The following is an 11294-nucleotide window of genomic DNA, read 5'->3' as shown; positions in this document are numbered from 1 at the left end:
GCGCCCCCAGCGTAATGCAGAGCGTCAAATCACTAAACGAGCTTTTGATTTTTAAGAAAAAAGAGGACGGGACATTCCCAGCCTTACGGCTGGGGAAAAACAGGCATCAGGGTGACGAAGTCAGGCGGAATGGCGTTCTGGAAGGATTAAGTAACTATCGGAAAGACTATTTTTGTCCATACCACGCATTACTGCCGTGCTTGCGTAAATAGTGGCAATCCAGCAGCGGTTGCTGAATCGAAGGGAGTGACGGCGTCAGAAGCTGGCTGTAGATGCCCATATAGGCCACCTCTTCCAGCACTACGGCCGAATGCACTGCCTCCTGAGGAGTTTTGCCCCAGCAAAACGGGCCATGGGAGTTGACCAGTACCGCCGGAATAGCCATCGGGTCCAGGCCTTCTTCACGGAAGGTTTCAACGATCACCTGCCCGGTTTCCCATTCATAGCGCGTCTGGATCTCTCCGGGACGCATCTGTCGGGTACAGGGAATAGCACCATAAAAATCATCAGCGTGTGTCGTGCCCCAGGCCGGAATGGATTTACCCGCCTGTGCCCAGATAGTGGCATGACGGGAGTGCGTATGCACAATACTGCCAACTTCAGGCCAGGCCAGATAGAGCGCTCTGTGGGTGTCCGTATCGGAGGAAGGTCGCTTGCTGCCCTCAACAACCTCTCCTGTAGCGATATCGACCACGACCATATCGTCACGCTGCATCACCGGATAGCTGACGCCGGAAGGCTTAATAACCATCAGGCCAGAGGAGCGATCGACTGCGCTGACGTTGCCCCAGGTGAAAACCACAAGGCCATGCTCTGGCAGGGCAAGATTGGCTTCCAGTACCTGCTGTTTGAGTTGTTCTAACATCACTTTTCTCCGTGCGTTCTTTCTTTTATTTTCATCGCTACGGCGCTTTTAATGTATGGAGCTTTTAGCTGGATGCGCGGCAGGAAATGGCTACAGAGCACAAGTTGAGCTGGCAAGAGAGGTTTTTGGCAAGGCGCATGATGCGGGATCGGATTTGCCCTTTACGGATTTGTAGAATAGTTAGCAGATTAACGGAATATACCTGGCAAACAAAACCATGGTAATATCAGGGTCATGACGGCGGTAAAAAGACTCTAACCCTGTCAGTGACGTATCTCCCGCTATCTCTGGTGAATGAAATTAACTCAGGCCAGATATAAGCCTGAATGAGTAAGATCTTTACTTCTGCTCAGTTGACCAGGCGCGGTTACTCAAGTATGCAGAGTATTGCGCGCTCAGGCTTCCGACCGGTCCTGTTTAAACTGACGCTACCTGGTGAAATATTCGTCTGATAATGAGCGGTTAAAGGTTGAGAAGTGCTATAAGCGGCTATACTTAATGGAATATTTAGCGCAGTAAAATTATGGAGAAATGATTATGTCTTTGACTGCAAAACGCATCACAGCAGGCCTGCTGGCCACCACGTTGGTTCTTTCACTGAGCGCCTGCTCAAACTGGTCTAAACGCGATCGTAATACCGCTATCGGTGCAGGGGCCGGTGCAATCGGTGGTTCTGTGCTCACGAACGGCAGCGGTCTGGGCACCGTTGGCGGCGCAGCGGTAGGGGGCATTATCGGTCACCAAATCGACCGGTAAGTCCTGTGCTTTCACAGCCTGCATCCCCGTAAATGAGAGCCGCGATTTCTCGCGGCTTTCTTATGTCAGCCGCCGGCGAGCTTAACCTTCATTCCTTTAGCTTCAAGCAGCGTTTTAATCAGTTCGCGCTTATCACCCTGAATCTCAATCACGCCCTCTTTTACCGAGCCGCCGCATCCACATTTTTTCTTCAGCTCAGCCGCTAATTTTTCCAGATCTGCGTCCGGTAAATCGATTCCGGCGATCAGGCTGACGCCCTTGCCTTTTCTGCCGCTGGTTTGCCGCTGAATCCGCACGATGCCATCCCCTTTCGGACGCTGCACCACTGCTTCAGGCCGATCAATGCGGCCTGAATCCGTTGAGTAGACTAACCTGCTGTTGTTATCGGCCATTATGCCTCCCGTAACGATGCCAGAATTGAAGCCAGGGTCGCAGCCGGATCGGCAGACTGGGTCACCGGACGACCGATTACCATATAGTCTACGCCAGCCTGGCGGGCCTGCTGCGGGGTCATAATACGGCGCTGATCGCCGGCATCGCTGCCCTCGGGCCGGATACCTGGAGTGATCAGTTTAAAGTCCTGTCCGATGGCGCTTTTCAGGCGTACCGCTTCATGCGCAGAGCAGACAACGCCATCCAGCCCGCACTGATGAGTAAGACGCGCCAGGCGCTCGGCATGTTCGGCCGGAGAAACATCAATGCCCAGCCCTTTCAGATCTTCTGCATCCATGCTGGTCAGTACCGTAACCGCAATCAGCATTGGCGCATCCTTACCGAACGGCAGCAACGCCTCTCTGGCCGCTGTCATCATGCGCGCTCCCCCGCTGGCGTGGACATTGACCATCCATACGCCTAAATCAGCCGCCGCGGCCACCGCATGCGCGGTCGTATTAGGGATATCATGAAATTTTAAGTCGAGAAACACCTCAAAGCCACGACCCTGCAAGTCGCGTACCAGCTGCGGTCCAAACAGCGTAAACATCTCCTTGCCGACTTTCAGACGACAGCTGCCTGGCTCAATGCCGTCAACAAAGGCCAGAGCGCTATTGAGATCGGCGTAATCTAACGCCAGCAGAATCGGTGAACCAGTTACCTGAGGTGAATGCATGATAAGCCCTCTGAAGATGAAGCACCGGGCGGCGCAGGAGATAAACGGCAAGCATTCTACCTGTGGGATAGCGAAATTCACAGTTAACCCGCTGACTTTTGCGACTCATTTCTGCCAGACCGGGGATTTCGCTGAAGCTTCTGAAACCTTTTCCTGCTTTGAGATATTAGTATGTTGTAACTAATAAACAAGCGCTGAGCGTCAGTATTCGCGACGTTAAGCCGCGTTTTTACTGACCATCAAGGCCGCGAATAGGTTTGACGGAGGACCATGCCCGGCAGGAAGGACAGTGCCAGTAGAGGGCGTGAGCGGTAAAGCCACATTTGTGACAGCGATAGCGAGGCTTGGTGCGGATCTGCTCCCCCACCATGTCGCGCAGGACCATCAGGCTCTCTTTTGCCCGCCCGTCTTCCGCTTCGTGCAGGTGAAAATCCATCAGCCGGTGGAACACCCGCATAGTCGGATGACGCTGCAGCTGACGGTTGATATAGAGCTGAGCGACTTCACCGCCCTCTTTCTGCTCAATGACCTCAGACAGATAGAGTTCAGCCACCGCACCGGTGTTCTCTTCCACGCACCGTTTAAGATAGTCTGCCCAGGCGTCAGGCTGGTTTAGCTCATGGTAGCAGGTTTCCAGCATTTCCAGCGTTTCGCTGACCAGCTCTTTATCCTGCTCAATGACGCGCTTCAACTGTTCCACGGCTTTTGCATAGTCGCGGTTCGCCATAAAGATGCGCCCCATCATGATCGAGACCCGCGCGCTCTGCCGGTCGGCAGACTCTGCTTTCCTGAGTAGCCCCATCGCCCTGTCGAGATCGTCGCTGCCCATCGCCTGAAGGGCCAGCTCGCAGTAAAAATGGGCAATTTCCATTCGCTGCTTTTCTTTACCCAGCTTAACCAGCCGCTCGGCCACCTCAATGGCTTTAGGCCAGTCGCTTGTCGCCTGATGAATAATCAGCAGCTGCTGAAGCGCGCCGATGCGAAAATCCGTTTCATCCACCAGCTGGGCAAACATCTCTTCGGCACGATCGTAAAAACCGGCCGCCATATAGTCGCGGCCGAGTTGCTGAACGGCCAGAAGCCGCTGATCGTAAGTCAGGGAAGCGCTTTCCATTAGCGCCTGGTGAATACGGATAGCGCGATCCACTTCCCCTCTTGAGCGAAAAAGATTACCGAGCGTCAGGTGTGCTTCAACCGTTCCGCTGTCCTCTTTCAGCATATCAAGAAAGAGATCCACTGCCTTATCCTGCTGATTAGAAAGCAGAAAGTTGACGCCGGCAACGTAATCCCGTGAGAGGCGGCTGGCTTCCTGTTGCTTATTCTGTTGCGCACTTCTGCGCCCCATATACCAGCCGTAGGCGGCGGCGACAGGGAGTAACAGAAAAAGCAGTTCCAGCATGAGTAATTATTCCTTTATGGCAGGGACAGAGGACGCGTTCACGGGTTCCTCTGCCTGCCCCAGCTGCTGCTGGAGACGTTTCAGTTTACGTTGAGAATGCGCGAGCGAGACCCGGACGCGAAGCCAGAACAGACCGCAAATCGCCCACCCCAGAATAAAGCCAGCGGCAAACAGGATCGCCAGAAGCGTTGAAATACGATACTGCCCCTGCGCCAGCAGGTAGTTGAACGTCACCACCTGATCGTTATGCGCTCCGAGCGTAACCGAGATGATGAAGATCGCTAATACAAGTAAGAAAATCAGCAAATATTTCACAGTCCGTCCCATAGTCTGATGATTATCAGATGAATTATGCCAAAAAAAATGCCCGGTTGCTTGCCTGATAGATCGGTGCGCGGCTGGACGCTGGAAATCATCTTTTGCGATACCCCTGTTATGGGGGCAAAAGTCCAGAACTCAATTACTCCTGCTCGCGCGCTTCTATCTCTTTATGCTCGGCTGGCGGCACGGTTAGCGGGCCAGCAAAGCGCTGTACCAGCCAGGTAGCTACCGTAATCAGCAGCCAGCTTATCAGGGTTGAGGTGATCAGATCGCCTGGCCAGTGCATTCCCAGCACCAGACGACTTGCCATTACGCCGGTCGCCCAGGCGAGTATAACCACTACCGTCAGAATGCGGCGGCGCGGCCAGAGCAGGCCAATGCCCAACAGCGCCCAGCTTGCTGCAAACATGGTATGCCCTGAGGGAAATGCAAAGCCGGTTTCAAACGCCCAGTGATCTTTCAACCACTGCGGCAGCTGGGCATCATTCTCTATCGTCTCAATCACCTGCTGGCTACGAATCTCACGCGCCTGCCCGTAAAACAGTTGCGGGTCCAGACCCTGAGTTTTTTCCAGCCAGAGTACATACGGGCGTGGTTCCTGCACCTGCTCTTTGATATAGCTTTTACTGTATTGTCCGGTCAGCAGCGCTGCGGTGACGATCAGCAGCAGGATGACGGCCGGTTTTAGCCGGAAGCGCAGACACCAGAAAAACCAGCCGCAGAGAACGGCACTGGTCAGGATCCCCCAGGGGCGGGTGACGGTTTCCGTTACCCAGAACAGGGCTTTATAGCCTGCGCCCATTTCGGTTGGATGCCACTGCCACCCCGACAGCCAGACGCCAACCGGCATAATCAGTAACAACAGCGTACCCAGAGTGGTGCGTTTCATGATAGCTAACATAGTTGTCCTTAACACCGGTTCTGGTCTGCTGACCTGACCTAACGAATAGTTGACCAAAAATAATAACATACTGTCGCAGAAGGTGATAATTGTGCGCATTTAGCGCAATCGCACTATCTCGTTTACCGTCTCTGTTCTGATTGTGGCAAAATAGCCTTAATCAAATGTCAGACAGCTGACAGCGCGCTACCATGATGATAGCGCAACATCTTAAGATTCTGGAGAATCACATGCAGCTTAAGAAGGTGGCAGAAGCTAAACTGCCGACGCCATGGGGCGATTTCCTGATGGTCGGTTTTGAAGAACTGGCGACCGGACAGGATCACGTTGCGCTGGTGTATGGTGAAATCAGCAACAGCGAAGCCGTTCTGGCCCGCGTTCACTCAGAGTGCCTGACGGGGGATGCCCTGTTCAGTCTGCGATGCGACTGCGGTTTTCAGCTTGAGGCCGCCCTTAATCACATTGCGGAAGAAGGCCGGGGCGTGCTGCTCTACCACCGCCAGGAGGGCCGCAATATCGGGCTGCTGAATAAAATTCGCGCCTATGCGTTGCAGGACAAAGGATTTGATACGGTTGAGGCTAACCACCAGCTGGGGTTTGCCGCCGATGAGCGCGACTTCACGCTGTGCGCAGATATGTTCAAGCTGCTGGGGGTGAATGAGGTTCGCCTGCTGACCAATAATCCGCGCAAGGTGGAGATCCTGAGCGAGGCTGGCATCAATATTGTTGAACGCGTGCCGCTTATCGTGGGCCGTAACCCCGCAAATGCGCACTACCTTGATACCAAGGCGGCGAAAATGGGTCACCTGCTGACCAAAGAGTAGCAGCCCTGCAAAAAAGGGACGGTTTCCCGTCCCTTTTCCATCAGGTGAGCATATTGCGAATAACGTAGTGCAAAATCCCATCGTTTTTATAATAGGTCAGCTCATTGCCGGTATCGATACGGCAACGCGTCTCCAGCGTTTCTTTCTCGCCATTCGCCCGCGTCAGCGTAACGCTCACGGTACCGCCGGGTTTAAGCTGGTCGAGGTTCTCAACATCTATCTGCTCATCACCGGTTAACTGAAGCGTTTTCCTGCTCACGCCTTCCGGAAACTCCAGCGGCAGAATTCCCATACCGATTAGGTTAGAGCGGTGGATGCGTTCAAAGGATTCGGCAATAACCACCCGGATTCCCAGCAGACGCGGTCCTTTTGCCGCCCAGTCGCGGCTCGAACCTGAACCATATTCTTTACCGGCAATTATCGCCAGCGGCGTCGCCTGCTGCTGATATTTCATGGCGGCGTCATAAATGGCCATCTGTTCATTACCCGGAACGAAGCGGGTAACGCCGCCTTCCACCCCAGGCACCATTTCATTACGGATACGGATGTTGGCGAACGTGCCGCGCATCATCACTTCGTGATTGCCGCGTCGTGAACCATAGGAGTTAAAATCGCCGCGCTCGACGCCATGCTCCTGAAGATAGCGCCCTGCCGGACTTTCCGCTTTAATGCTCCCAGCCGGTGAGATGTGGTCAGTGGTGACCGAATCACCGAGCATCGCCAGAATCCTCGCGCCCCGGATATCCGTTACCGGCGCAGGCTCTTTGCCCATATCGTCAAAGAAAGGCGAAAGCCGGATATAGGTCGACCCCTCATCCCAGTCGTAGGTTGCCGCTTCACTAACCTTAATTTCCTGCCACTCAGGCGTGCCTTCGAAAACTTCAGCATACTCTTTATGGAACATTTCGGTGGAAACCAGCTGGACCGCTTCATCAATCTCTTCCGGCGATGGCCAGATATCCTTCAGATAGACAGGCTTACCCGTTTTATCCTCGCCCAGAGGATCCGTTGCCAGATTGACATTCATATTCCCTGCCAGCGCGTAGGCAACCACCAGCGGCGGAGAGGCGAGCCAGTTAGTTTTCACATAAGGGTGAATGCGCCCTTCAAAGTTGCGGTTGCCGGAAAGCACCGCGCCTACGGTAAGATCGCCCTCTTTGATGGCACTTTCTACAGCGTCAGGAAGTGGGCCGGAGTTACCGATACAGGTCGTACATCCGTAACCCACCAGGTTAAAGCCTAATTTATCGAGGTAAGGCGTTAACCGGGCAGTGGCAAGATAATCGGATACCACTTTTGAACCGGGTGCCAGTGACGCTTTTACCCAGGGTTTCCGCTGGAGTCCGAGCGTTACCGCTTTTTTCGCCAGCAGGCCGGCAGCCATCAATATGCTTGCGTTCGAGGTATTCGTGCAGGAAGTGATGGCGGAAATGACTACGGCGCCATCTTCCAGGTCGTGCGAACGCCCTGTCTCGCTATCCGTATAGCTTACCGCCTTGTGCTGCTTCTGAGCGTGGTTAACTTCAAGCTCATGGCTGGCCTGGAAAGCCTGAGGGACGCCGTTCAGAGACACGCGGTCCTGCGGGCGTTTCGGGCCGGCCACGCTGGCTTCTACGGTACTCATATCCAGCGCCAGTGAGCTGGAGAACACAGGCTCATCGCCGGGTTCGCGCCACAGCCCCTGCGCTTTGGTGTAGGCTTCGACTAACGCGACCTGCTCGCTGCTGCGGCCGGTCAGCTTCATATAACCCAGCGTGACATCATCGACCGGGAAGAATCCGCAGGTTGCACCATACTCAGGCGCCATATTGGCGATGGTCGCGCGATCGGCCAGCGGCAAATCGTCCAGTCCATCGCCGTAAAATTCGACGAATTTACCGACCACGCCGTGCTTACGCAGCATCTGCGTGACGGTCAGTACCAGATCTGTTGCGGTAATCCCTGGATTAAGTTTGCCAGTGAGCTTAAAGCCCACTACATCCGGGATCAGCATCGATACCGGCTGACCCAGCATTGCGGCTTCCGCCTCAATGCCGCCAACGCCCCATCCTAACACGCCCAGCGCGTTGATCATGGTGGTATGCGAATCGGTGCCTACAAGCGTATCCGGATAGGCCACTTCCTCACCATCGAGCGTTTCATGCCAGACGGATTTACCCAGATACTCAAGGTTTACCTGGTGACAAATACCGGTACCTGGCGGCACGACGCTGAATTTATTGAAGGCTTTCTGGCCCCAGCGGAGAAATACGTAGCGCTCGTGGTTACGCTCCATCTCCAGCCTGACGTTCTCTCCAAACGCGTCATCATTACCGAATTTATCAACCGTTACGGAGTGATCGATCACCAGATCGACAGGTGAAAGTGGATTTACCTTAGCCACATCCCCACCGAGACGATTAACCGCTTCACGCATGGCAGCGAGGTCGACCACGGCCGGAACCCCGGTAAAATCCTGCATTAAAACGCGGGCAGGCCGGTAAGCGATTTCACGATCGGCGTGCGCATCTTTCAGCCATCCGGCCAGCGCCGCAATATCATCGGTGGTCACGGAGCTTTCATCCTGCCAGCGCAGCAGATTTTCCATCAGGACTTTCAGAGATTTGGGCAAGCGGGAGATATCGCCGAGTTGCTCAGCGGCATGAGGAAGACTGTAGTAATGGTAACGTTGGCCTTTGACCTCCAGCGTATCCTTACTTATTTGGTGTAGGGTGGACGACATTACTCCTCCTTTGTTCGACTCTCATCACAGATAACCTGAGTCATTACAGGGTCTCATTTAAAGATAGTACAAACTTAAAGTAACGTTTTGATAACAACACCAAATGTGCAATTTTAAGACTGTCGCCCAGACAAAAACGCCCTGCGGTCTGAACCCCAGGGCGTTTTTAAAGAATTCATTAACTGGCTATTGTCGCCACTATCTGATTACCATGACCAGCCAAAGTAAGCTTGTCCAGAATAAAGCGGAGAAGGTCCAGGTACTAAACCAGGTCATTTGGGTTAAATTCATTGCTCTGCCCTCACTCTGCGAATTAATCAGAAACCACCGAAAAAAAACCATTCAAAACAACAACATTCGCTACATTATAAATACCCGGGATTATATTGCTGGCGATAAGCTGCCTGACCAGGTTTATAAGTCATCACCCATAACGCTTTATTTATTTTATAGCCCAACAATTTATAAAGGCATTGCGTTATAACTTTTGGTTATTTGTTTGTTTTATCCATCATTGATTCAATAAAGTTACGCTGTAACTGATTGAGGCTCCATGAGTCAGGAATAGTCACCTCAGACGTTTCTTTATCTTTACAGTACGTCTCTTTAATTTTGCGCGTTTGCTCTGATTTACGACTTAATGCCTGTAGCTGCATAATTAACCCCACATACGCCAAATCATGAATACTGCAACAATCCAGAACACCGCTGAGCCTGCGAATACTGCTAACCATGCTTTGCGTTTCAGATTGCTGTTACGCTGAACCTTAAGGGTTTTATGCCCGAAGTCATGTTGTGCTGTTAATCTGGTAGCCATAGTTTTTGATAATCACTCTTATTAAAACGATTGTCTGAACCAATCAGAAATTAGGATGAATCCTAAACATTTTGCGAAGCGAAATCCAGTCATTTTTATTTAACAGAACGATTAATGAGATTTATCAAACAAGATAATCTTTATCGCCTGTCATTAGCAAAACTGATAACTGAAGAGGAAAAATCACAGCGGATTACCCTCTCGCCAGCGCCGTTCAGATCCATTAATTCCTGTTGCCCCGGCCGCGCTTCCTTTGAAACCGCAGCCCTCAACGTCTTGTTAACTAGAGTATGAGAATCATCCTGGTAACCCGCAAAGCTGTCCGCTGAAAAATGTGTACTATTTCTCATTTAATGAATAACAATGGAAAAACCTGTGATAGATGTTTCATTTACGTAAAATAATAAAAAGGTTTTATCGTTAAAGCTTAAGAAAGGTCCATCTGGTAACGAGAGGGAGCCGCCTGAGCGGCTCTTGACGGAAGAGAAAGGGGCGTGGTGAGATTTATCGGGCCGGCAGTTTGATATCTTTAAACATCGCTTCGATATCATCGTTGGATTTTAAACTTACAGCAGTATCAACAACATCGCGCGTCAGATGGGGCGCAAAGCGCTGGATGAAGTCATACATATAGCTTCGTAAAAAGGTACTGCGGCGAAAGCCGATTTTAGTCGTACTGTTACTAAAGACCTCTGCCGCCTCGATTCTTACCAGGTCGGGATCGGATACAGGGTCGACCGCCATGCTGGCAATCACGCCAACACCCAGTCCCAGCCTGACGTAGGTTTTAATCACATCCGCATCGGTGGCGGTAAAGACGATACGCGGGGTCAGCCCTGCCCTGTTGAACGCCGTATCCAGTTCTGAACGGCCCGTAAAGCCAAAGGTGTAGGTTACTAACGGGAATTCCGCAAGTTCCTCAATGGTCACTTTCTCTTTTCCGGCCAGCGGATGGTCAGCGGTGACGACTATAGCCCGGTTCCAGTGATAGCAAGGCAGCATCACTAAATCATCATAAAGATGCAGGGCTTCAGTCGCGATGGCGAAGTCTGCATTCCCTTTTGAAACCGCCTCAGCAATCTGCGTAGGCGATCCCTGATGCATATGCAGCGAGACGCGCGGATAGCGCTCAATAAACCCTTTAATCACATTCGGCAGCGCGTAGCGAGCCTGCGTGTGCGTTGTGGCAACGTAAAGCGACCCCTTGTCAGGCCAGGTATGTTCGCCCGCAACGGACTTGATGGCATCGACTTTAGAGAGGACTTCACGGGCAATGCGGATAATCTCCTGCCCCGCTGGCGTAACCTGCGTCAGGTGTTTACCGCTTCGGGCAAAAATCTGAATCCCCAGCTCATCCTCCAGCATACGCACCTGCTTACTGATGCCGGGCTGAGAGGTATAGAGCCCCTCTGCGGTGGAAGAGACGTTAAGGTTATGGTTAACCACTTCGACAATATAACGCAGCTGCTGCAATTTCATTTTTCATTCCGTCCAGGGGTTGGAGCGACACGCCGGTTACGCTTGCAGGCTTAGCGCCAAAGTGCCCGGTCTAATGCAATTAGATAATAAGAAAGGGGATAT

The 11294-nt window shown here is 52.5% G+C and carries 12 protein-coding genes; 2 read left to right on the top strand and 10 right to left on the bottom strand.

Translation table 11 applies throughout. The features are described from left to right. Nucleotides 1-166: 166 nt before the first annotated feature. The gene (locus AAH446_RS01240) at nt 167-865 is read right to left on the bottom strand and encodes an L-ribulose-5-phosphate 4-epimerase (RefSeq protein ID WP_342904909.1); all 699 of its coding nucleotides are present in this window, start codon (nt 863-865) and stop codon (nt 167-169) included. Between the two features lie 537 nt (nt 866-1402). Here AAH446_RS01240 and osmB point away from each other — a divergent pair. Next, entirely contained in the window at nt 1403-1621 is a 219-nt protein-coding gene (osmB, locus tag AAH446_RS01235) for an osmotically-inducible lipoprotein OsmB (protein WP_024968186.1), read from the top strand. A gap of 65 nt (nt 1622-1686) precedes the next feature. On the opposite strand, the gene yciH is transcribed toward osmB, so the two are convergent. The 5 genes from yciH to pgpB form a co-directional block, all read right to left on the bottom strand. Next, nucleotides 1687-2013, bottom strand: coding sequence for a stress response translation initiation inhibitor YciH (yciH, locus tag AAH446_RS01230; protein ID WP_342904908.1), 327 nt, complete (start codon nt 2011-2013; stop codon nt 1687-1689). Continuing rightward, on the bottom strand, nt 2013-2729 hold the full coding sequence (gene pyrF, locus AAH446_RS01225; RefSeq protein WP_342904907.1) for an orotidine-5'-phosphate decarboxylase: 717 nt from the start codon (nt 2727-2729) through the stop codon (nt 2013-2015). Before pyrF ends, yciH begins: the two co-directional genes overlap by 1 nt. A gap of 229 nt (nt 2730-2958) precedes the next feature. Next, a complete protein-coding gene (lapB, locus tag AAH446_RS01220) occupies nt 2959-4128 on the bottom strand; it encodes a lipopolysaccharide assembly protein LapB (RefSeq protein WP_342904906.1) in 1170 nt (389 codons plus the stop codon). 6 nt (nt 4129-4134) lie between these two features. Then, nucleotides 4135-4443, bottom strand: a complete 309-nt coding sequence (locus AAH446_RS01215) for a LapA family protein (RefSeq protein WP_342904905.1) — start codon at nt 4441-4443, stop codon at nt 4135-4137. 145 nt (nt 4444-4588) lie between these two features. After that, the gene (gene pgpB, locus AAH446_RS01210; protein WP_342904904.1) at nt 4589-5350 is read right to left on the bottom strand and encodes a phosphatidylglycerophosphatase B; all 762 of its coding nucleotides are present in this window, start codon (nt 5348-5350) and stop codon (nt 4589-4591) included. A gap of 230 nt (nt 5351-5580) precedes the next feature. On the opposite strand from pgpB, the gene ribA reads away from it, so the two are divergent. Next, a complete protein-coding gene (gene ribA / locus AAH446_RS01205) occupies nt 5581-6174 on the top strand; it encodes a GTP cyclohydrolase II (protein WP_342904903.1) in 594 nt (197 codons plus the stop codon). 40 nt (nt 6175-6214) lie between these two features. Here ribA and acnA read toward each other — a convergent pair whose 3' ends face one another. From acnA to cysB, 4 genes are all read right to left on the bottom strand, one after another. Further along, on the bottom strand, nt 6215-8896 hold the full coding sequence (acnA, locus tag AAH446_RS01200; protein WP_342904902.1) for an aconitate hydratase AcnA: 2682 nt from the start codon (nt 8894-8896) through the stop codon (nt 6215-6217). A gap of 491 nt (nt 8897-9387) precedes the next feature. Further along, nucleotides 9388-9630, bottom strand: a complete 243-nt coding sequence (locus AAH446_RS01195; protein WP_342905833.1) for a hypothetical protein — start codon at nt 9628-9630, stop codon at nt 9388-9390. Next, complete coding sequence (locus AAH446_RS01190; protein ID WP_342904901.1) at nt 9555-9713, bottom strand: YmiA family putative membrane protein; 159 nt, start codon at nt 9711-9713, stop codon at nt 9555-9557. The genes AAH446_RS01195 and AAH446_RS01190 overlap by 76 nt, the downstream gene beginning before the upstream one ends. Before the next feature lie 504 nt (nt 9714-10217). Next, nucleotides 10218-11192 (bottom strand): HTH-type transcriptional regulator CysB, encoded by a 975-nt coding sequence (gene cysB / locus AAH446_RS01185; protein ID WP_342904900.1) that lies wholly within the window; start codon nt 11190-11192, stop codon nt 10218-10220. Nucleotides 11193-11294: the final 102 nt, after the last annotated feature.

It is taken from the genome of Erwinia psychrophila (assembly GCF_039023475.1).
In the GTDB taxonomy this organism is placed as follows: domain Bacteria; phylum Pseudomonadota; class Gammaproteobacteria; order Enterobacterales; family Enterobacteriaceae; genus Erwinia.
Note: the sequence above shows the minus strand (reverse complement) of the source record. Positions and strands in the feature narration are given on the sequence as shown.

What these genes read in the sequence shown, in the direction of transcription:
- AAH446_RS01240 (WP_342904909.1), bottom strand. Translation starts at nt 865, where the DNA reads ATGTTAGAACAACTCAAACAGCAGGTACTGGAAGCCAATCTTGCCCTG.
- lapB (WP_342904906.1), bottom strand. Translation starts at nt 4,128, where the DNA reads ATGCTGGAACTGCTTTTTCTGTTACTCCCTGTCGCCGCCGCCTACGGC.
- acnA (WP_342904902.1), bottom strand. Translation starts at nt 8,896, where the DNA reads ATGTCGTCCACCCTACACCAAATAAGTAAGGATACGCTGGAGGTCAAA.
- yciH (WP_342904908.1), bottom strand. Translation starts at nt 2,013, where the DNA reads ATGGCCGATAACAACAGCAGGTTAGTCTACTCAACGGATTCAGGCCGC.
- AAH446_RS01190 (WP_342904901.1), bottom strand. Translation starts at nt 9,713, where the DNA reads ATGGCTACCAGATTAACAGCACAACATGACTTCGGGCATAAAACCCTT.
- osmB (WP_024968186.1), top strand. Translation starts at nt 1,403, where the DNA reads ATGTCTTTGACTGCAAAACGCATCACAGCAGGCCTGCTGGCCACCACG.
- ribA (WP_342904903.1), top strand. Translation starts at nt 5,581, where the DNA reads ATGCAGCTTAAGAAGGTGGCAGAAGCTAAACTGCCGACGCCATGGGGC.
- pyrF (WP_342904907.1), bottom strand. Translation starts at nt 2,729, where the DNA reads ATGCATTCACCTCAGGTAACTGGTTCACCGATTCTGCTGGCGTTAGAT.
- pgpB (WP_342904904.1), bottom strand. Translation starts at nt 5,350, where the DNA reads ATGTTAGCTATCATGAAACGCACCACTCTGGGTACGCTGTTGTTACTG.
- AAH446_RS01195 (WP_342905833.1), bottom strand. Translation starts at nt 9,630, where the DNA reads ATGGTTAGCAGTATTCGCAGGCTCAGCGGTGTTCTGGATTGTTGCAGT.
- cysB (WP_342904900.1), bottom strand. Translation starts at nt 11,192, where the DNA reads ATGAAATTGCAGCAGCTGCGTTATATTGTCGAAGTGGTTAACCATAAC.